Origin of the sequence: Psychrobacter sp. TAE2020, from assembly GCF_018919485.1 — a bacterium.
Lineage (GTDB): Bacteria > Pseudomonadota > Gammaproteobacteria > Pseudomonadales > Moraxellaceae > Psychrobacter.
The window spans coordinates 2,323,404-2,343,131 of sequence record NZ_JAHLMU010000001.1; the positions used below are offsets into that span (position 1 = coordinate 2,323,404).

20 protein-coding genes are annotated in these 19,728 nt (G+C 41.4%); 12 read left to right on the forward strand and 8 right to left on the reverse strand.

The features are described from left to right. Positions 1-44 precede the first annotated feature (44 nt). Together KPY62_RS09500 and KPY62_RS09505 are read left to right on the forward strand one after the other, a co-directional pair. Positions 45-1,715: a DUF4139 domain-containing protein gene (locus KPY62_RS09500; protein ID WP_228730639.1), complete on the forward strand. Its 1,671-nt coding sequence runs from the start codon at positions 45-47 to the stop codon at positions 1,713-1,715. 115 nt (positions 1,716-1,830) lie between these two features. Further along, positions 1,831-2,694: an NRDE family protein gene (locus tag KPY62_RS09505; protein ID WP_216581779.1), complete on the forward strand. Its 864-nt coding sequence runs from the start codon at positions 1,831-1,833 to the stop codon at positions 2,692-2,694. A 186-nt stretch (positions 2,695-2,880) separates the two neighbouring features. Here the strand turns inward: KPY62_RS09505 and KPY62_RS09510 are convergent, their stop codons facing one another. Continuing rightward, the gene (locus tag KPY62_RS09510) at positions 2,881-3,402 is read right to left on the reverse strand and encodes an RNA pyrophosphohydrolase (RefSeq protein ID WP_201622922.1); all 522 of its coding nucleotides are present in this window, start codon (positions 3,400-3,402) and stop codon (positions 2,881-2,883) included. A 561-nt stretch (positions 3,403-3,963) separates the two neighbouring features. Here KPY62_RS09510 and KPY62_RS09515 point away from each other — a divergent pair. Together KPY62_RS09515 and KPY62_RS09520 are read left to right on the forward strand one after the other, a co-directional pair. Continuing rightward, complete coding sequence (locus tag KPY62_RS09515; protein WP_216581780.1) at positions 3,964-4,377, forward strand: OsmC family protein; 414 nt, start codon at positions 3,964-3,966, stop codon at positions 4,375-4,377. Positions 4,378-4,391: 14 nt separating this feature from the next. Beyond that, the gene (locus KPY62_RS09520) at positions 4,392-4,817 is read left to right on the forward strand and encodes an MAPEG family protein (protein ID WP_216581781.1); all 426 of its coding nucleotides are present in this window, start codon (positions 4,392-4,394) and stop codon (positions 4,815-4,817) included. Between the two features lie 160 nt (positions 4,818-4,977). Here KPY62_RS09520 and KPY62_RS09525 read toward each other — a convergent pair whose 3' ends face one another. The 7 genes from KPY62_RS09525 to KPY62_RS09555 all read right to left on the reverse strand — a co-directional run bounded on the left by KPY62_RS09525 (position 4,978) and on the right by KPY62_RS09555 (position 11,703). After that, a complete protein-coding gene (locus tag KPY62_RS09525) occupies positions 4,978-5,982 on the reverse strand; it encodes a tRNA dihydrouridine synthase (protein WP_216581782.1) in 1,005 nt (334 codons plus the stop codon). 275 nt (positions 5,983-6,257) lie between these two features. Continuing rightward, the gene (locus tag KPY62_RS09530) at positions 6,258-7,754 is read right to left on the reverse strand and encodes a UvrD-helicase domain-containing protein (protein ID WP_216581783.1); all 1,497 of its coding nucleotides are present in this window, start codon (positions 7,752-7,754) and stop codon (positions 6,258-6,260) included. 323 nt (positions 7,755-8,077) lie between these two features. After that, positions 8,078-8,812 (reverse strand): twin-arginine translocase subunit TatC, encoded by a 735-nt coding sequence (gene tatC, locus KPY62_RS09535; RefSeq protein WP_416384064.1) that lies wholly within the window; start codon positions 8,810-8,812, stop codon positions 8,078-8,080. 137 nt (positions 8,813-8,949) lie between these two features. Beyond that, positions 8,950-9,702, reverse strand: coding sequence for a Sec-independent protein translocase protein TatB (gene tatB, locus KPY62_RS09540; protein WP_216581785.1), 753 nt, complete (start codon positions 9,700-9,702; stop codon positions 8,950-8,952). Positions 9,703-9,760: 58 nt separating this feature from the next. Next, entirely contained in the window at positions 9,761-10,036 is a 276-nt protein-coding gene (gene tatA / locus KPY62_RS09545) for a Sec-independent protein translocase subunit TatA (RefSeq protein ID WP_216581786.1), read from the reverse strand. Between the two features lie 239 nt (positions 10,037-10,275). Beyond that, positions 10,276-11,172, reverse strand: coding sequence for a bifunctional phosphoribosyl-AMP cyclohydrolase/phosphoribosyl-ATP diphosphatase HisIE (gene hisIE, locus KPY62_RS09550; RefSeq protein ID WP_216581787.1), 897 nt, complete (start codon positions 11,170-11,172; stop codon positions 10,276-10,278). 87 nt (positions 11,173-11,259) lie between these two features. Beyond that, positions 11,260-11,703: a thioesterase family protein gene (locus KPY62_RS09555; RefSeq protein ID WP_216581788.1), complete on the reverse strand. Its 444-nt coding sequence runs from the start codon at positions 11,701-11,703 to the stop codon at positions 11,260-11,262. Between the two features lie 564 nt (positions 11,704-12,267). Between KPY62_RS09555 and rpmI the strand changes: the two genes are divergently transcribed. The 8 genes from rpmI to KPY62_RS09595 all read left to right on the forward strand — a co-directional run bounded on the left by rpmI (position 12,268) and on the right by KPY62_RS09595 (position 19,685). Continuing rightward, a complete protein-coding gene (gene rpmI, locus KPY62_RS09560) occupies positions 12,268-12,465 on the forward strand; it encodes a 50S ribosomal protein L35 (protein WP_201622931.1) in 198 nt (65 codons plus the stop codon). Between the two features lie 91 nt (positions 12,466-12,556). After that, positions 12,557-12,913 carry a 50S ribosomal protein L20 gene (gene rplT / locus KPY62_RS09565; protein WP_011281252.1) on the forward strand — a complete coding sequence of 119 codons (357 nt, stop codon included), beginning with the start codon at positions 12,557-12,559 and terminating at the stop codon, positions 12,911-12,913. 272 nt (positions 12,914-13,185) lie between these two features. Next, positions 13,186-14,241, forward strand: coding sequence for a phenylalanine--tRNA ligase subunit alpha (gene pheS, locus KPY62_RS09570; RefSeq protein WP_216581789.1), 1,056 nt, complete (start codon positions 13,186-13,188; stop codon positions 14,239-14,241). Positions 14,242-14,350: 109 nt separating this feature from the next. Continuing rightward, positions 14,351-16,765 (forward strand): phenylalanine--tRNA ligase subunit beta, encoded by a 2,415-nt coding sequence (gene pheT / locus KPY62_RS09575; protein ID WP_216581790.1) that lies wholly within the window; start codon positions 14,351-14,353, stop codon positions 16,763-16,765. Between the two features lie 226 nt (positions 16,766-16,991). Next, entirely contained in the window at positions 16,992-17,291 is a 300-nt protein-coding gene (locus KPY62_RS09580) for an integration host factor subunit alpha (RefSeq protein WP_201622934.1), read from the forward strand. A 536-nt stretch (positions 17,292-17,827) separates the two neighbouring features. Beyond that, on the forward strand, positions 17,828-18,559 hold the full coding sequence (locus tag KPY62_RS09585) for a hypothetical protein (RefSeq protein WP_216581791.1): 732 nt from the start codon (positions 17,828-17,830) through the stop codon (positions 18,557-18,559). A 104-nt stretch (positions 18,560-18,663) separates the two neighbouring features. Next, on the forward strand, positions 18,664-19,191 hold the full coding sequence (locus KPY62_RS09590) for a BLUF domain-containing protein (RefSeq protein ID WP_216581792.1): 528 nt from the start codon (positions 18,664-18,666) through the stop codon (positions 19,189-19,191). A 62-nt stretch (positions 19,192-19,253) separates the two neighbouring features. Further along, entirely contained in the window at positions 19,254-19,685 is a 432-nt protein-coding gene (locus KPY62_RS09595) for a BLUF domain-containing protein (protein ID WP_216581793.1), read from the forward strand. Positions 19,686-19,728: the final 43 nt, after the last annotated feature.

A 19,728-nucleotide genomic window follows, 5' to 3' on the forward strand; every position in this document is an offset into this window, starting at 1 on the left:
AGCGATAGTATAGAAAAAAGCGTACTGACTACTAAGGGATTATTATGCAAGCGCACTCATCAAAGTCAATGACTTCACTAGTATCTGTCACTGCAAATCCACAGCTAATAGCCAACGCTAGCCTGGGAATGTCTAGTAATAAATGGCTGCCCTTATCACTAGTTACTACCGCTGCATTAACTATGATTAGCCCTAGTGTACAAGCGGCTGCGAGTAGCGTAGAGCAAGTCACTATTTATCAAGGTTTGGCTAGCGTAACTCGGGCCCTACCTATCACTGGTAATGGTGAACAGACTTTAGTTTTTTCTTGTTTATCGCCTTATATTGATAAAGAAAGTTTGAGTGTTCAGGCCTTAGGCAATGTCAACATCGGTGAAGTCAGTATCGAAGAATTAAGTGGTGAGCAGGCGGCGCAGTGTCAGTATCAAGGCGATGCAAAAGTACAAGTTGGACAGCAGAGCTTAGCGACGATTAAAGCTGAACTAGAGGCCGCACAGTTAGCCAAAGCTTACTTGCAAAATCTGACTAAAGTTACGCAAATAACTATAGAAGGTACGCTGACTAATAATACTCGCGATATAGAAGCACAAGCTGCAGCTATTAATAAAAGAATCTTAGATATTCAGCAGCGCCAAGTGCGTGCGCAAGATGAGCTAACTCAGCTGATGGCGGGCAGTATTGCCTCTACTCGTGATAATGTGACCCAAGTCAGCGTACGTACGGCTAGTCGCAGCCCCAGCTCAGTCAAGCTACATTACCAAGTGCGCGGTGCAGGTTGGGAGCCAACCTATCAGGCGCGGCTTAACACACAGAGTAAGCAGCTCAGCATTATCGCCTCTGCTATTATTGCCCAGCAAACGGGAGAGAACTGGATAAACGTGCCTTTGACTTTGAGCTCTGTCAATCCTAATCAAAACACTACTGGCCAACTGCCCAATGTACCACGACTATCTTTATATGAAGAAAATAAAGACGGTGTCGTAACTGTCCCACCGATGATGGAAGCTTCTATCGTAATGGCAGATGCGAGTTATGAGCGTTCTGCAAAAGTCGCAGGGGCAGCACTGCCTAACTTTACGGTGAGCAGTGAAAATAAAAACGGTATCATCGAGTATAAGTTGCCGCAGCGCATTAGTATTCCAAGCGATGGTAGACGGGTGCGCACCTTGATTGATGAGCAATCAGGCAGCAGTAAGCTGTGGATTCGTAGTACCCCAAGTCAAGAGATGGTAGGGTACTGGTATGCTTCAGCGCCTTTTTTGATCCCAGCTTGGGTTGATGGATCGTTGCAGTTATACCGTGATGACAATTACGTTGGTCAGTCACGCTATAGCTACCAGCTGCTAAAAGAGCAAGGTATTGGCTTCGGTATTGATCCCAATACTATCGTCAAACAGTTAGCTAACGAGGATAAGCAAGGCGATAAAGGGGCGTTTAATCGCACCCAAACCTTTACTAAGACGCAAGCTTATCAGTTTACCAATCAGCATACTCGGTCTATGCGTTTGCAAGTACTAGGTAGCGAGCCTATCAGCCGTGATGACAGTCTGAAAGTCGCCGTGACTCATACGCCTCCGATTACCGAGCGTGACTGGAATGATAATAAAGGCATAATCGCTTGGGATTTTGAGCTACCCAGCAAACAATCACAAGTGATTCAGTCCACTTATCAGCTCAGTTATCCTGCTAATAAAGTATTGTCTGGTGACTATTAAAGCTAGTGATTGCTACTAATGCTAGTCATTAACAATGCTACTTATTAAAACTGCTACTCGTTAAAAATGGCAGTTATGAAAATCAGCCACTGTCGCCACAGAAATAAGGATAATCATGTGCATAGTCGCTATTGCTTGGCAGTTATTTGATGAGCTGCCATTAGTGTTATTATCTAACCGTGATGAGTTTTTGCAGCGCCCAACTGAGCCGCTACATCAGTGGCTAGATCAGCCAATCTATGCTGGTCGTGATCGTCAAAGTGGCGGTACTTGGTTAGGTATTCATCAGCAGCAGCACAAAAGCACTGATGATGATGGGTTAACTCTTTACCAGCACAATGGTCGTTGGGCCGCCGTATTGAACTTCCGTGATGGAGTGCAAGCAACCGCCAATGAGCGTTCACGTGGTGAGTTAGTTACTGAATTTTTGACAAGTGCTTTAGCCCCGATGGCCTTTGCGCGGCAGATTAACTTACAGGACTATGCAGGCTTTAATTTGCTGATTGGTGATGCTAAGCAAGCGATCATCGTCAATAATCGTGGTCATGCGCCTACAGCTTTGCATGCAGGACTGCATGTGTTATCTAATGGCCAGCCAGAAGAGCGTTGGTTTAAGACAGAACGGCTACGCGCTAGGTTACGCCAAGAAGTGCTGCCGTTAATAGCTGAGGATAGTGCGGCTGACTACTGGCAAGCCGCGGCCTTTGAGATATTGTCTGATTCCGTGCCAGCCTCAGCACATGAACTACCAGATACAGGTATTGCTCCTACTATAGAACAAGCGCTGTCTTCTATTTATATTGAGCCGGCAACTTTGACTGATTTAGACGCTCTGATGCCGCTATATGGGACTCGTACGCAAAGCATCTTAACTTTGTATAATAAAGTCGATGCTGTTAAGCCAATAGAATTAGCCAATCGAAGTGCAGATTTTAAGGTTCAGCTTATCAGTCGTGAGTTAGCGCAAGTGAAGAGTTAGTATTGTGGATGGCAATGAATACTGCAGGCTAGCAAGTAGTGGTAGTTAATAAGTATTAATAAATAATAAGTAGTCACTAAAGTAAATATATTTATCTAACAAGCATAAAAATGCCTGTATCAATTTCTAACTGATTTAGAATTTGATACAGGCATTTATTGGTTTATGACCAGCGGTATTATCTGTTTATTCCATTAACAGATGATTGTTCTGGTCTGGAATAATCAACTCTTGCTTTAGAGGCAGCTCACGTACTAGCTCCTGTAAAGCCCGACGATATACTCCGCGTTTAAAGTGAATCACTTGTCCGAGTGGATACCAGTAGCTGACCCATTGCCAATGGTCAAATTCAGGTTTTCCTTCATCAAAGCGGATGTGTTGAGTATTTGGCTCATCTAAGCGTAGCAAAAACCATTTCTGTTTTTGCCCGATACACAAAGGATATTGTCCATGGCGCACATAGCGCTTGGGTAAACGATAACGCAACCAATCTTGCGTAACCGCTAATAAGTCTACGTGCCGCGGATGTAAACCGACCTCTTCCCAGAGTTCGCGATACATCGCATCCATTGGCGTTTCCCCATGGTCAATACCACCTTGTGGAAACTGCCAAGCGTTATGACCAATACGTTTTGCCCATAGTACTTGCCCTTGTGTATTTGCCAAGATGATACCGACATTGGCGCGAAAGCCGTCTGCATCTATCATGACTAACCCTTTTAATTTGTCTAAAAACAGCTCATTTCAATGCGATATAGTGATAGTGGCCATAATTATTATTCGTTGGTTACCATCGATATCTAACAAAAATGAGTTTCATTACTGTCATTAAACCAAGAAATAGCCTAAATGTGTAATAATATTTTGCTATAAAATGTTTCATGAAATTAACATGCTGCATTGTCTACCCTATAGGGGATATTACATACTATTTCTATGACTGAAAACCAGAGTTTATCGGTGTTTAAATGGATAACAAATTTCAGCTAAGGAATAGTATTTTGCATTACTGATGCAAACCGATTAGCTACTTATTAATGAGAGGTAGCTGAAGTTAAAAGGCTTAACTACTAGTAAGTAATGGATAGGCACTAGATGACAATTACTCTATAAAAAGCAGCATTATCCTGTGCTAAACTGATGTTATCTAATTTTAACTATTAATTTTTAATAACTGATTTTTAATAGTTAAGTTTTAATAATCGATAATAAATTCAGCATCAAGCTTTGATTGGTGTAATTAGCATTCTATAACAAGGATATTGGGTAATGGCAGAGTTAAAAGCAAGCGTCACTTGGCAACAAGACAAAGCATTTATGGGTGTAGCGCCTTCTGGACACGAAGTGCAGATAGATGCCGATAAAGAAAAAGGCGCAAGCCCAATGGAGCTGATTTTGCTCGGCCTTGGAGGCTGTGCTAGTTATGATGTAGTCTCCATTTTGCAAAAGAGCCGTCAAGAGGTTAAAGATGTACGCTGTGAGCTAAGCGCTCAACGTGCCGAAACGGTTCCAGCCGTTTATACTGCTATTCATATGCACTTTGTAGTAACAGGTACAGATATAGCGGACAAACAAGTAGAAAGAGCCATTAAACTTTCTGCCGAAAAATACTGTTCTGCTAGTCGTATGTTGGTACAAGGCGGTGTTGAAATCACTCATGGTTTTGAAGTTATTGCAGGTTAGGGGTAGAAACACTGATGAATTTACTTTTTGGGTTAATTTCTGATACTGCAGCATCGGCATTATGGGCGATGATAGTAGCGAGTTTGCTACCAGTAAGTTTGGCGATGATGGCTAAAGTGTTCGGCGGCTTTAATTTAGCTGATAATGCCCATCCACGTGATTTTTTACAACAGACTATAGGCGCGGCAGCACGTGCTAATGCGGCCCAAAAGAACAGTTATGAGACCCTGCCGGTATTTTTAGTGGCAGTATTAGCAGCTATGCTATTCTTCGTGCCTCAATCAATCATCAACATTTTAGCTTGGCTTTACGTGCTTATCCGCATTGGTTATTGCGTAGCTTATATCACTAATTTGCCAATGTTTCGCTCGATACTTTGGCTGTTATCGATGGCATGTTGTGTCATGCTATTTTACTTAGCGATTAGAATTAGTGCTTAATAGTAAGGCTAAACAGCATAAACTTAGTTCAAGATATCTACTCAAAATCAGCTTTTATAAGTAAGTTTGCCATAGGCTAGCTTAAGACAGTCTAAGTTGTATAGCTATGGCATCTATTATTAGCAGTTTTAGCAGTTATTATTGTTATCAGCAGTTATTATTATAGCGAAGTAGCTTCTAGCGCTGTGATAATAGCTGCTTTATTTTTTTCACGTTTTAGAGCATTCCATAAAGGCTGCGCTTCGCTATAGCCTTTAGTCAGCATACCTAACCATTGCTTATAGCGACCGACTAATACTACATCGCTTTTGGCTGTACCTTGCAAAAATTTGATTTGATGAGTGATCAAGGTTTGCCATGATAGTTCAGGGGTACTAATCGAGTCAGTTTGTGGTAGTTCTAAGTCGAGCTTCCGTACTTCTGCAATCAAATCTGGACGAGTAACAGCGCCGCGACCTAACATCAAGTGCTTAGTTCCGGACTGTTGCATACAAGCCTGCGCTTGCTCCGCATTCCAAATCTCACCGTTAGCAATCACCGGAATGTCCAACGAGTTAAAGGCCTGAATCTTATCCCAATAAGCGGGTGGCTTATAGCCTTGGGTTTTAGTTCGGGCATGAATAGTCAGCCAATTGGCACCACTAGCAGCGATAGCTGCCTGGATATCATCCATTCTACTAGTATCGGTATAGCCCAATCGTATCTTGGCAGAAACGGGTATATTGGCAGGAACGGCCTGACGTACAGCGCTAATAATCTGATACAGCACTTCAGGCTCATCTAACAGTACTGAGCCACCACGATGGCTATTGACCGTCTTAGCAGGGCAGCCGAAATTAATATCGATAGCTGGTGCGCCAAGCTCACAAGCGTAAGCGGCATTTTCTGCCATTAGCTGGGCTTCGCTGCCGAGTAGCTGGATATGAATAGGGGTACCCGATGTGGTCTTAGCATCATGGTGCAGTTCTGGCACATATTTATAAAAGACATGCGCTGGCAAGACGTGCTGGGTGACTCGTATAAACTCACTGACTGACCAATCATAAGGCCGGCCTAAATCCACGGCAATTTGAGTTAAAATTTGGCGCATTAGAGGGTCAGTCAAGCCGTCCATTGGAGCTAGGAGGCGGACAGGACTGGCAAAGAATTTGTTTTGAAAAGACATTGAGCTCATAGGGTATAGTCTAAAAAATACATGATAGCTTATCGGTATTTTTTTATGTTGGTTTGAGTCGATATTTTAAAAGATAGTTGCTATCGGATTAAATATTATCGTACTAGGAGTATTAAATTGTAGCGGAATTAAGTCACATAGCTAGCGTAGGCTAGGTTTTTCACTCATCATTTATATACTATAAGCTCTTGCAGCTGGGCTAAAAGCGTCAGCCTATAAAATATTAAACTACGTTTAAAAGGTTTTAAAATATAACAGGATATAACTTAAGACCCATAAATCACCTTTTTACCTGTCTGCAAACCTGATATTAACGGTTGAATATTATGGATATCTAAGTTGCTTTGTGCGCGGGTACAAGCCACATAAAGTAAGCGTAACTCCTCAGGGCTAATCTTAATACCATTAGTAGTGACATCATAATAAAAGTCATCATCGAGCTGGACACGGCCCCACTCTAAGCCTTTTGCTTTATGCGCGGTTGAAATCACATAATCAGCATTTTCGATACGGGTAAGACTATTCACGGCTTGCGTCAACACTTTGGTGCCGTGATCATCGACTAGCTTGACCAAAGTCTTTAGGTCACTGCCTTCATTGGTTTCAGAGTATTCCTGCACATCTGACCAATTATAAAAGTATGCTAACTCAGGAACCCCATAAGCCGACTTACCATTCTTCAAATTTTCAGCAGCTTGGCAGAACTTAAGCATGCGCTCAGTATCCGCTTGTAATGCTACTCGATGACCTAGTTTTAATCCTGTTAATAACTGTGACATAGCTGCGGCATTCGTACGACAAAGGATCGCATCTTTTTTACTATGTACTAGCCCTTTTTCAGTAGAGGAGTTTTTATTAGGGTTGCCAATTAAGGGCACGTCTTCTTGCAATGCTTTTAGCAAAGTATTAGCAATCTCAGCGATAGGATCGCCGAAACGGAAAGACTGAGTCAATAAAGTTTGCGGTAGCGGTAGTTTTTTCATCGCATTAACAGCACCACGCCACTCATAAATCTGCTGATGCGCATCACCGACATAGATAACTTGCTTCGACTGCTGGGTTAATATGCCCATCATTAGTGGATCAGCATCTTGCGCTTCATCGAACAAAATGAAGTCAGCAGGAATGCTAGGTTTAGATAGCGCCCATAATTTCAGATAAATATCATGACCGATACCCGCCGGATGGCGAGGGTCTATGGACTGCAACCAACGCTGTTCAACAGCAGGATACAGCATCTCACGCAGTTGCTCGGCATCAGAATCATCGAGCCATTTAGGAAATTCGATATGTCTTGGCGCCGGATAGCTGGCATGAGTACTACAAAAACCACTTACCGCATCACTGACAAAACGTGCCAAGCGTGCTGGTGTTAAAGTAATATATTTATTGACCCCATCCATCTGCCGGCGCACTTGTACTGGTTGCAAGCCTAGATCATCCCCTAAGCGTTTGGGCGAAAATCTCGGTAGTGATAACTTAGCGGTAATATCTCGTGGCACGTGACGGTAAGCCAGCGAATGAAAAGTGCGACAATCTACATGACCTGGAAACTTAGAGCGCGCATCATTAGCGATAGCTTTGTTAAAGGCCAAATATAAGCCGCGGCCACGTAAGCGCTCACCAATCAGTTTTAGGGTAGTGGTTTTACCTGCTCCGGCATACGCCACCACTTTGAATGACTTATGGTCCATCGCCATATTGAGCGCATTTAGCTGCTCATCGGTAGGACTACTCATATAAGCGGGCATAGATGCGGACATAAACAAGCTACCTGATAATAGGATAAAGATCGAACTATAAAAATGAATAAAACTACAATCAACAAAAGCAGTAGTGCTAAAAAAAGCCAAGGTATAAACGATGGCACGTAAACGTTAATGAATATCAAAACTCTAAGCGTGATAAAATAATGAGCGCCATAAGTATTTGAAAAATATTGAAATATTGAAATTTATAACGCAATTGATGTTAACAGTATAAAGGATACTGGCATTGGATAAGTAAGGTAATAATCACCGCTTAAGTTAATAGTTTTTTACTTATCCTCAGTCAGAATAACTGTACTAAGTGCTTAGCATAATCCTTATTTTAAATCTGCATTGAGCTGTTTTTGGCTATCTTTTTTAATTAGAATCTTAGCCAGTAATAAGCCCAGCTCGAACAATAACCACATAGGAATAGCTAGCATCAACATCGATATGCCGTCAGGCGGCGTGACTACTGCTGCTACACCAAAACAACCAACAATGATATAACGACGTTTATCCTCTAAGCTCTGAATGGAGACTATACCGACTAATATCAATAAAAAGGTCACTACTGGAATCTCAAAAGTCAGGCCAAATACCATAAATAACTTTAGCGCAAAGCTGAGATAGCTGTCGATATCAGTCATTGGTAGCACGTTTTGTGGGGCAAACATAATAAAGAATTTCAGTACTCCCTTGAGCACGATAAAGTAGGCAAAGGCGACCCCAGCGTAGAACAGCACTATAGAAGATAACAATACTGGAACCGCGACCTTCTTTTCTTTCTTATATAAACCAGGCGCTACAAATGACCATATTTGATACAAGATAAAAGGCATAGCAAAAAAAGCAGCGACAAAGATCGTCAATCGAATCGGTGCCATAAAGTTAGAGGTAATATCAGTAGCAATCATCGTCGAATTAGCAGGCAGCTGAGCAACTAACGGGTCTGACAAAAAGTCATACAGCTCGCGTGAAAACCCTACTAAAGCCAAAAATATTACTAACACTGCCACGCATATCTTGATCAGATGACCACGTAACTCAATGAGATGTTGGGTAATAGGCATGTCGCCTAAGCTATCTAACAACTCATCAGGCTCACTAGCGTAGCTATTTTTGTTTTCAATGCTTTCAGTAGCAATAGTGGCCTCTTCTGCCGCTGCTATTTTTTGTTGGCGAGTCTTTTTGCGTTTAAATAAACTCATTAATTCGCCTGCTGTTTATCTAAAGCGCTGTTATTCATTGAGCTATCTGCTTGCTTCAAGTTATCCAAGCTATCTGGTTTATCCAAGCGAACCGAGCTATTTACGCTATCTACGCTATTTAAGGTAGTAGAAATTGCTGGAGCGGTATATAACAACATATCAGCCTGATAGTTGGGTAGATAAGGCGCTGCTGGCAAACGCCTTACTCGGTCATAATCGCCTAAGCGAAACCACATGTTTTCCCACGGCCGAGTAATTATCAGTGGCTTGGTAGTCTTCGCTACAGTTGCATCACTAGTGAGTGGCTCATTTTCAATTGCTGCTGCTGACTTATCCCCCATTGCATCAGTTGCACTGCTCTCGTAAGCATAGGCAAACTCTGCCGGCAAGTTTTGTCCAGAGGGCTGCTGAGTGCTATCAGTTGCAGAAGAGAGCATTGGGCTTTGCTGCGACTTGAGACTATGATTCTGTGAGTTTTCAAACGCTTTTATGCTACCGCGCATCTCTGCCATTTCGCGGTCCATATCGGCTTTGGTCTTGCGGATGTTAGCCAGCTCATCTTGCATCTGTTGTCTAGTCTCTGCTAGGTCAAGTTCGGCTTCTATTTCAGATTGGATAGTAGAGATGGTACGACGCAGTTTGGCATACCATTTCCCAGCAGTACGGGCAGCTTGTGGTAACTTCTCAGGACCCAAGACAATTAAGGCGATTACGCCAAACAAGAATAATTCAGAAAAGCCGATATCAAACATAATGGTTAAACATCACTATCTAAAACAGTTTAAAAATGACAGTGGCAAACTGCTTATGTTATACCTTGCGCTGATCATCGACAGGAGCAGAGCTAATTTCGATATCATCAACCTTAGTGCCTAGCGGTCTATTTAAATCGTTATTTGCAGCATGCAAACTAGCATCATGATCAAGCACTCGATGTTTTTCAGCCTCTTCATCTTTCACTGCTTCTTTAAAACCTTTTACCGCACCGCCTAAATCTTTGCCAGCATTTTTAAGCTTAGAAGTACCGAATATTACTACGACTACTACTAATAGAATTAACCAATGTGTAATGGAAAAACTGCCCATAACGTTGTCCTTATCTCTTGACTAGATCAGTATCTTTATTGTCCAAAGCCATCTATCAGCACGGTTTAAATTTCACAATTAAACGCAATAGCCGTTAACTAAAAATAAAATATTGTCAGCAGACAATACTTTAGGCAATAGCGCTATATTATAACGCTATTGCCATGGAAAAGGTAAAAACAACTTTATTTAGCCTAGTCAATTTGTTAGAGCTGTCAATAGCTAGCTGAAACACTAGCTCAAGATTGACGAGAGGCTTTTTCATCAATACCTGAAAGACCAAAGCGTCGTCCTAGCTCACTTAACACTACGTCTGACTTGATATTGAACCAAGCCAAAGCTACTAAAGTATGGAACCAAACGTCAGCTACTTCGTAGATAAGCTCATGCCGTGCGGCATCATATTGGTTTTTATCAGTCAGCGCATTGCTGTTGGCCAAATCTTTGGCAGCGATGATGCTTTCGATGGCTTCTTCACCTACCTTTTCGAGAATCTTATTTAGCCCGTGTGCATATAAGCTGGCGACATAAGAGCTATCAGCATCGGCCTTTTTACGCTCGTTGAGCACTTTATCAAGCTGCTGCAGGATTGACTCACTAGTAGTATGGCTAGGCTGATTAGCGTCAGCAGGATTTGCGCTATTTACTGTTGAGGTAGAGCTTAGGGCTTTATTAGTGTCTTCTGTCTCAATACTGTGGTCAGCAAGATTTTTTTGTTCAGCGCCATATATGGCAGCAGGGTCTTTTAAAATGTCATCGACTGCCTGCCATTTGGGGCTTGCTCCAGAAGTATCTAAACGCTGATAAAAGCAGGACTCTCGACCAGTATGGCAAGCGATACCGCCAACTTGAGTGACGCTGAGCACAATAACATCAGCATCACAATCTAGGCGGATATCGTGAACTTGTTGAGTATGACCGGAGGTCTCGCCTTTATGCCAAAGTTTGGCACGCGAACGAGAAAAATATACTGCGGTCTGAGTCTGTACCGTCAACTGTAAGGCTTCAGCGTTCATCCAAGCCATCATAAGAATACGGCCTGATTGTTGATCTTGGGCAATAGCAGGAAGCAAACCGTCGTCATTGAATTTTACGGCAGTAAGCCAAGCAGGTAAGGGCTGGGTAGGGACAGTCATAGTGGTCATCTTATAGAAATTAACTAAAAAACAAATAGGGTGCTATTTCCATATTGATGATACTGTGAATACACACTGAAAGCGATATTAAATATCAAATAATTGCTGATTTAGAGCTTGTTTGATACTGTTATTAATGGTGGTCACTTTGTTAAAACGATAGTCATAATTTACAAAGTGCTGTTGTGCTATTGCTATGGTGGAACCATCATACATTCGTGTCACTTTAGTCGTTATATTGCCACCATCACAATCTAATAGCGATACGCCCATTTCAAATAATAGCTCCTCGCGTGCTCGTACTAAGCTTATAATATTCAATTGCAGGTCATCAACAATCAAACCCTGATAATCGGCATCAATCTCTTTAATACCCTTAGAGTATAAAAACCGTACTCGAGTTTCAGATATCAGAGCAGTCAGCGACTCTAAAGTCAGATGTTGACCAATATCGATCTCCGTATTCCGCACCCGCATGACTGTCTCAAAAACGAATATCTGTTCATCAATATCTAAAACTTCATCTATCATCGTTCTCTCCCATATGCTAACTGTATAGTCATTCTCATAGCCCAATAAACAAAGATATCGCTATAATCACGGTCAGCTATAAATCTTATCAACCATAAACGATCAATAATTACAATAAAAATAAATACTCCCAATGAACTAATTAAAGGTTTTTACTACCGCAAAGTTTATAACTAGTAGGTATTACTACTATATATTCTTTATAAAGAATATATAGGATATAAGAGTTTACTTAACCATAGCAAAGGCATGGTTGCAATAGTTTTGATGATGAACGGCAGAATTAGCAGCTTTTTCGTGAGTAATTTATTGATTCCTGAGATTGTACAATAATAAATAGACTTGGATTTAGTGAGCTAATGTTTGATTTATTAAAAAACACTAATGAATATTCTTTATAGTGAATAAATAGCCTAGACTTAGCTAATAATCAGTAAACTAGCAGTGGCAAAATAGCAATACTTCTGCTAAAATAGCGCCTCCCACCTCGAGGCAAATAGTTGACGTTTATCATTATAGCTATTTGACGACCAGGTTCTAACTAAGACAAAGAGGCAAATCATCATGAAAGTGAAGATGAAAACCAAACGTGGCGCCGCCAAACGCTTCAAGAAAACAGCGAACGGTTTTAAGCGCAAGCAAGCATTTAAGAGCCATATTTTGACCAAGAAATCAGCTAAGCGTATTCGCCAGTTGCGTGGTCTTAAGATGGTGGACAAGTCTGACGAAGCAGCTGTTCGTCGTATGTGCCCATACATCTAATTGACTTTGCAATCTGACAACAATGGCTATTTTGATAGCAAGCATTGTTGTTTAATTTGACTAATACCGCTAAAAATTCTTGGAGTAAATTATGGCCCGTGTAAAACGTGGTGTACAGGCGAATCGCCGTCACAAAAAAATCTTAAAACGTGCAAAAGGTTACTATGGTGCTCGTTCACGTGTTTATCGTGTAGCAGTACAGGCAGTAACTAAAGCCGGTCAATATGCCTATCGTGACCGTCGCAACAAAAAGCGTACTTTCCGTCGCCTTTGGATTGCTCGTATCAATGCTGGTGCACGCTTAAACGGTTTGAGCTATAGCCGCTTTATCAATGGCATGAAAAAAGCTAACATCGCAATCGATCGTCGCGTACTTGCTGACATCGCTATGCATGATGCTGCTACTTTCACTGCTTTGGTCGAAAAAGCAAAAGCGGAACTGGCCTAAATATTAATGGCCCTATCAGTATCTGAGTTAGATATTTATATGGGCAGTGTTAATATTGATTAATAGTACGATATTAATGAAAGCTACCGCTAGTCGGTAGCTTTTTTTATGCGTTTGCTGCTCAGGTAGGTTATATTGCTAAGCTATTAATGGTTCATATAGATGTTAAGTTTGTTACTATAAATGCTAAGCAGCATAAAGCCTGCTACACCGATTAGTGACTATTTAGTCAACCCCTCAAAATTTTGTTCAACTCAGGAATAATGCGTCTTATGACTACCCCTGCTGCTACTACCGATTTGTCGGAATTACCGATTCTATCTTCAGAGCTAAATGAGCTCAATGAAAGTCAACTGAATGAGCTTGCCAGTGCTGCCGAAATCTTTATTGCCCAAGCTACTAGTGTACCCGTGCTGCAAGAATTACGAGTTCAGCTTACTGGTAAAAAGAGCCAGTTAACCGGCTGGTCAAAGCAAATGGGTAAGCTAAGTAGTGATGACAAAAAGACTTATGGCGGATGGCTGCATCTAGTACGTAGTCGTATCCAAGAAGCATTGACTGTGCAACAGCAACAGCTAGAAATCGCCGCTCTAAATGCCAAGCTTGCTAGTGAAAGTATTGACATTACTTTACCTGCGCGCGGTAGTGAAAGAGGTCACTTGCACCCCGTGACTATGATTACCCAGCGCATGCAGCAGTTCTTTATACAAGCTGGTTTTAATGTCGCGACAGGCCCAGAAGTTGAGAGTGACTATTACAACTTTGAGGCGCTGAATATTCCCTCGCATCACCCTGCACGTGCTATGCACGATACTTTCTACTTTGATGCGCACTATTTATTGCGTACTCATACTAGTCCAGTACAGATCCGTACTATGGAGAAGGGCGCACCACCTATCCGTATTATCTGCCCAGGACGTGTTTACCGTAATGATTCAGACCAAACTCATTCGCCAATGTTCCATCAGTTAGAAGGGTTAATGGTCACTCAGTCCAGCTCTTTTGCAGAGCTAAAAGGCTTGATTAGTGAGTTTTTACAGGCGTTTTTTGCCAAAGAGTTAACCGTACGTTTTCGTCCTTCTTTTTTCCCTTTTACTGAGCCATCAGCTGAGGTCGACATCTTAGATGATAATGGCAAGTGGCTTGAAGTTATGGGCTGCGGTATGGTACATCCGCAAGTACTGACCAACTGTGGCATTGATGCTGAAAAGTATACTGGCTTTGCTTTTGGAATGGGTATTGAGCGTTTTGCAATGCTGTACTATGGCATTGATGATTTACGCTTGTTCTTCCAAAATGACGTACGCTTCTTAAAGCAATTCGGCTAAACAGTGGCTTTGTAGAGTAGGCTAACGACCCTAGCAACTATGCGTTAGGGGAATACAAGCCGTATCAATACGCCGTTTTTTTATTTTGAAATTTTGATCTGAGATATCTATGAAAATTAGCGAACAGTGGTTACGTCAATGGGTAAACCCTACTAATACTAGCGAGCAATTGGCCGAACAACTCACTATGGCAGGACTGGAGATCGATGATCGTTATGCGGTCGCACGTCCATTTAATGGCGTAGTGGTTGGCGAAGTCATCAGTGTCGAGCCCCATCCTGATGCCGATAAGCTAAGAGTAACGCAAGTTAATATTGGTGCTAAAGAAACCTTACAAATCGTTTGCGGTGCTCCTAATGTCCGTGTCGGTATGAAAGTCCCTGTGGCAACGGTCGGTGCTGTGCTTCCTGGCGATGGCGGTAAAGATAAACCTGGCTTTCATATCAAAGCCAGCGAACTACGTGGTGTAGCTTCCAACGGTATGCTATGCGGCGCCTCTGAGATTGACTTGACCGACGATGTCGACGGTTTACTGGAACTCGCAGAAGATGCGCCTATCGGTACAGATATCCGCGATTATCTAGGGTTAGATCATCAGATATTCGACATCTCTATTACCCCCAATCGCGGTGACTGCTTTAGTGTGCGTGGTATAGCTCGTGAAATTGGTGTTATCAATGGCTTGACAGTGCAGACCCCAGTAGTCAATCCGCCAGAGCTAGCTAGTGATAGCCAAACTACCCCTGAAGTGACGATTACTGCCCCTGCAGCTTGTCCTCGCTACTTAGTCCAGTCTATTAGTAGTATTGATCGTAGTGCTCAAACACCCAAATGGATGACTGATGCTTTAGTTCAGTCCGGTTTACGCTCGCACAATTTCTTAGTTGACGTCACTAACTATGTATTGATGGAGCTAGGTCAGCCTCTACATGCCTTTGATGCAGACACTATTGTTGGCAGTATAGTAGTACGTTTAGCTGAGCCTAAAGAGAGCCTTACTTTGCTCAATGAGCAAACTATAAGCTTAACTGGTGATGAGTTGGTTATTGCTGATGACAACGGTATCTTAGCTCTGGCTGGTATCATGGGTGGCAAGCGCAGTAGTGTCACGGATGCTACTACTAATATCGTTCTTGAGAGTGCTTTTTTTAATCCGCTAGCTATCGCTGCTCGTGCGCGCCGCTTCGGTCTGCATACTGATGCTTCACAACGTTTTGAGCGTGGAGTAGACTTTGAGTTGCCAGTATTAGCATTAGCGCGTGCTGTTGATTTGATCACTAGTATTACTAATGGTGAGGCAGGACCAATCATTACCGTTGAGCAGCAAGATCAGCTACCTGCTCGTAGCGCTATCATTTTACCTATTGCTAAAGTAAAAGATGTCCTCGGTATCGAAATTGCAGTAGATACTATGGTGCGTATTTTGACCCAGCTAGGGCTGGTAATAGAGCAACAGCCTGATGTGCTTATCTGTACACCGCCATCATATCGCTTTGATATGGTTATTAGAGAAGATCTGATCGAAGAAATAGCGCGCATTTATGGCTATGATAATATTCCTAGCGTTTTGCCGCATCTACAAGTCAGTATGAACTATGATGACACTGCGGACTTGACTCACGAAATGAAACTGGCTTTGGTTGATATCGGCTATATGGAAGCCATTAGCTTTAGCTTTAGTGATGCTAAGTTAGAGGCCTTAATTAATGATGAAGCACTAGGTGAGGTACTAGCATTAGCTAACCCTATATCTAACGATCTAGCGGTTATGCGTCGTACGCTATTGTCGAGCTTATTGCCTTGTGTCCAATACAACCTCAATCGTCAACAAGCGCGTATTCGTTTTTTTGAGACCGGCTTAAGCTTCGTTGGTGAAAACGTGGGTGCCTTAGTACAGACCCCTAGTATCGCCTTAATCGCTGTCGGTAATCTATGGGATGAACAAGCTTATCAAAATCGTGCGCTGGACTTCTATGATCTTAAACACGATGTCGAGCAACTATTACCTGCGCAGCTTGAGGCAGGACGTATCCGTTACGAGCGTAGTGATTTGGACTTTCTGCATCCAGGACAAAGCGCTAAACTGTATATAGATGAGCATTATATCGGTTGGCTTGGACAGCTACATCCTAACACTGCAAAACAGCTTGATCTACCAGCTACTTGGGTTGCGCAGTTGGCTTTAGCACCATTATTGACACTCGCACGCGAACAACAACTGATAGCCACTCCAAGTAAATTTCCACAAGTGCGCCGCGATATTGCTATCCTTGTTGACAGCGATATCAGTGTACAAACGCTACAAGCAACTATCCGTAATGCCGCTGGGCCATTATTGACCGATTTATGGCTGTTTGATGTCTATCAAGGCGACAAAGTACCAGCGGGCCAGCGTTCTCTAGCTTTTGCTTTGACTTGGCAGGATTATAGCCAAACCTTAGCTGATGAAGTGGTTAAAACCGCTACTGATAAAGTAGTTAATGCTCTAACAGAGCAGCATAAAGCCCAACTACGTGATAGCTAATAGTAAATAATAGCGTTACTTTCTAATTTCTCAAACTCTGTTCCTTACAGGGTTTGAGAGATTGAATTAGTCGTTAACAGTGTTAACTAGTTATTAATAAAAGGTTTTATTACAGACTCTATTAAAATTTCGGCAGAAATCATTTATAATAGCTAATATTATTTGTCATAGTTATCCATAACATTACCAAAAGACACTAGCCACGATATAGCAAAGGAGCACCATAGTGAGCACTTTAACTAAGTCTGATATGATCGAGCATCTAATGACTCGCCTCGATTTAACTCGTCAAGAAGGGCGCTGTTTAGTAGAGAATTTCTTTGATGAGCTATCAGAGAGTTTGATCGAAGGGAAAGAAGTAAAACTTTCAGGCTTTGGTAATTTTGAGCTTAAAGACAAAAATAGTCGTCCAGGTCGCAATCCAAAGACTGGTGAAGCAGTAGCAGTCTCTGCTCGTAGAGTAGTCACTTTTAAGACGGGTCAAAAGTTTCGTCAAAAGGTTGATGAGCGCTTATTCGATGTATAATAGTTAGAAATGTTAGCTATAACTGCTAAGTAGACCATAACTACTCAGTACAGTAAGCAAATTAGTACAGCAAGCAAATCTACTGTAGATAAAGCGGCAAACTAAGCGACATATTAATGTTTCTTAGTTTGCCGCTTTATTTTTGCCACTCTCAATACTATTTAGTATTACTACTACTTGGTAGATTTAATACTATTAAAACTGACTAATACAAATAGCGTTCTACCTTGCTCGCAAAACTTTATGACGCCATTGAGATAGGGCTATAGAGAAACTTTTAGTTGTAGACAAACCGCTCATTGAGTTTATTATCTGGCTATGGAATTATATATTGGTATTAACCTCAGATAGGCTATGCAATAATATAGAAAGTTCGATAATCAGTTACTCTCTACTATAAGTAAGAAATATAAGTAAGGTTTCACTACTACTTATAAAGTTAGGGATAAAAGGCTTTACTGCTTAGATCACAAAATTATTCGGTTAGCATGATTTTGCTAAAATACTAGTCTGAATATCTGCGTTGGATTAAAAAAATGAATAGTAATGATGTGTATCAAAAAAGCAATTTAGGTCGAGAAGAAATCAGAAATCAAACTTTGGGCGTATTGCCAAGAGAGGCTAGAACGCTACTAATTACTATCGATGGTAAAAAGACTTATCAAAATTATCTGGACTCGCTTAATGATAATGATATGTTTGCTGAATTTGGAGGTATAACACCACTATTTGAATTACTTGTGGATTTTCAATGTATTGAGCTTAGCCCGCAGAGTAAGGCTAACGCTGCACAACCGCTCAGCAGGGTTATTAACCAACCGCAATCTACCACATTTACACAGCCAGACGTTCTTTTTACTACCACATCTGAAGTAAATACAGTGCTTAATGATCAACAGACAAGTGTTGATCATTATCAGACTAGTCGATCTTCAGTCATAGCTTCTGACACAGTGGCAACTCAAGTGCATAATGAAGCTGAGTTTGCGGCTGAGTTCAATAATATTGCAAACCATAAGCCTGCTTTTATAGGGCTTTTTGCTAACAGTAAAGCTCCTGAAGTTAGCTATGAAACCATAAAGTCAGATCTGGCAACTTATATAGAAAAAAACGTGCCCGCTCAGGATGCTTGGGGTTATCTATTAAGTCTAGAGCAATGTGAAAACGATTCGCAGTTATTGGCTCTAGTGCAACGAATTCGGCAGGCTATTAGTGGCAACAATATGGCGTGGAATATGGATAAGTATATCCAAGCGCTGAAGAAATAAGTCTTAGAGTCTTTGTCGCTGGTCGTACTATAGTGATAGTTAGTATTCTTATATCAGTCCTTATATCAACTCTTATTTCAGTTCTTACTTGACCGGAGCCCGTTATGGCAATAGCTGAACATTCAGAAAGTAGTCATGCAAAAATGATGAATGGCGAGCATATCATGGTGCGCTTAACTTATATTAGTCGTTATAATAGCTACAATCTAAAGGGTGAAGTGTCTCGTATTCTTGCGCAAGCGCAACAGAATAATAGTTATAATGGCATTACTGGCGCTTTGATTTTTAATCATAATTACTTTCTTCAAAGTATTGAAGGCTCTAGACCTGTTATAAATGATCTGTTAAGAAAATTGGTCAAAGATGAGCGGCATTTTTCGTTACAAGTTATTGAGTGTAGCGAGATTGAACAACGTCGATGGGATAAATGGTCGATGAAATATCTGATTCCTAGTACAGATAATAAAGAGCATTCGCTTAAATTTTCAGCAGGTACTGAGTTCAATCCTTATTTAATGAGTACTAATCAAATTATGATGTTGATTGACGCTCTGTCGAAACAACAACAGCAACAAGAACAACAACAGAAACAAGCAATAGAAAAGAAAAAGTCTTGGTTTGTCAGGAGTTAGTTGGTTCTTAGTAGGGTAGTTAGCACCTCTATATTAAATATTATTTATATAAGAGATAACCGATGATCGAAAATAATACTGACGCTCATATTTTAGTGAGCATGACTTATGCCAGTCGTGCCAACTCTGATGTATCAGCTAATGATTTTAATGAGATTTTGCAACAAGCCCAACGCAACAATGCCGCCAATGGCATCACTGGCATGCTCATTTTTAATAAGGATTATTTTTTACAAACGATTGAAGGACCAAGAGCACAGATTAATCGATTGCTTTATAGTTTAATCGCTGATCAGCGCCATCATGATCTACAATTGATTGAGACTCGTGAATTAAAGCACCGAGTATGGGCTAAATGGTCGATGAACTATGCTTCTCCAACTGAAGAGAATACAGCTATTTATCTTAAGTATTCTACTACTATCAGTTTTAATCCATACTTGCTAAATGCTGAATCCGCCAACAATTTGATGCGTGAAATTAGTGAGGTTTAATCGGAGTAGCTGCTAGCTTAACACTAAGAGGCTAGTGGGCAAT

What these genes read in the sequence shown, in the direction of transcription:
- KPY62_RS09510 (WP_201622922.1), bottom strand. Translation starts at nt 3,402, where the DNA reads ATGATAGATGCAGACGGCTTTCGCGCCAATGTCGGTATCATCTTGGCA.
- KPY62_RS09530 (WP_216581783.1), bottom strand. Translation starts at nt 7,754, where the DNA reads ATGTCCGCATCTATGCCCGCTTATATGAGTAGTCCTACCGATGAGCAG.
- KPY62_RS09585 (WP_216581791.1), top strand. Translation starts at nt 17,828, where the DNA reads ATGAATAGTAATGATGTGTATCAAAAAAGCAATTTAGGTCGAGAAGAA.
- KPY62_RS09525 (WP_216581782.1), bottom strand. Translation starts at nt 5,982, where the DNA reads ATGTCTTTTCAAAACAAATTCTTTGCCAGTCCTGTCCGCCTCCTAGCT.
- tatA (WP_216581786.1), bottom strand. Translation starts at nt 10,036, where the DNA reads ATGGGCAGTTTTTCCATTACACATTGGTTAATTCTATTAGTAGTAGTC.
- pheT (WP_216581790.1), top strand. Translation starts at nt 14,351, where the DNA reads ATGAAAATTAGCGAACAGTGGTTACGTCAATGGGTAAACCCTACTAAT.
- pheS (WP_216581789.1), top strand. Translation starts at nt 13,186, where the DNA reads ATGACTACCCCTGCTGCTACTACCGATTTGTCGGAATTACCGATTCTA.
- KPY62_RS09515 (WP_216581780.1), top strand. Translation starts at nt 3,964, where the DNA reads ATGGCAGAGTTAAAAGCAAGCGTCACTTGGCAACAAGACAAAGCATTT.
- tatC (WP_416384064.1), bottom strand. Translation starts at nt 8,812, where the DNA reads ATGCCTATTACCCAACATCTCATTGAGTTACGTGGTCATCTGATCAAG.
- KPY62_RS09500 (WP_228730639.1), top strand. Translation starts at nt 45, where the DNA reads ATGCAAGCGCACTCATCAAAGTCAATGACTTCACTAGTATCTGTCACT.
- KPY62_RS09555 (WP_216581788.1), bottom strand. Translation starts at nt 11,703, where the DNA reads ATGATAGATGAAGTTTTAGATATTGATGAACAGATATTCGTTTTTGAG.
- KPY62_RS09595 (WP_216581793.1), top strand. Translation starts at nt 19,254, where the DNA reads ATGATCGAAAATAATACTGACGCTCATATTTTAGTGAGCATGACTTAT.
- rplT (WP_011281252.1), top strand. Translation starts at nt 12,557, where the DNA reads ATGGCCCGTGTAAAACGTGGTGTACAGGCGAATCGCCGTCACAAAAAA.
- KPY62_RS09520 (WP_216581781.1), top strand. Translation starts at nt 4,392, where the DNA reads ATGAATTTACTTTTTGGGTTAATTTCTGATACTGCAGCATCGGCATTA.
- KPY62_RS09590 (WP_216581792.1), top strand. Translation starts at nt 18,664, where the DNA reads ATGGCAATAGCTGAACATTCAGAAAGTAGTCATGCAAAAATGATGAAT.
- hisIE (WP_216581787.1), bottom strand. Translation starts at nt 11,172, where the DNA reads ATGACTGTCCCTACCCAGCCCTTACCTGCTTGGCTTACTGCCGTAAAA.
- rpmI (WP_201622931.1), top strand. Translation starts at nt 12,268, where the DNA reads ATGAAAGTGAAGATGAAAACCAAACGTGGCGCCGCCAAACGCTTCAAG.
- KPY62_RS09505 (WP_216581779.1), top strand. Translation starts at nt 1,831, where the DNA reads ATGTGCATAGTCGCTATTGCTTGGCAGTTATTTGATGAGCTGCCATTA.
- tatB (WP_216581785.1), bottom strand. Translation starts at nt 9,702, where the DNA reads ATGTTTGATATCGGCTTTTCTGAATTATTCTTGTTTGGCGTAATCGCC.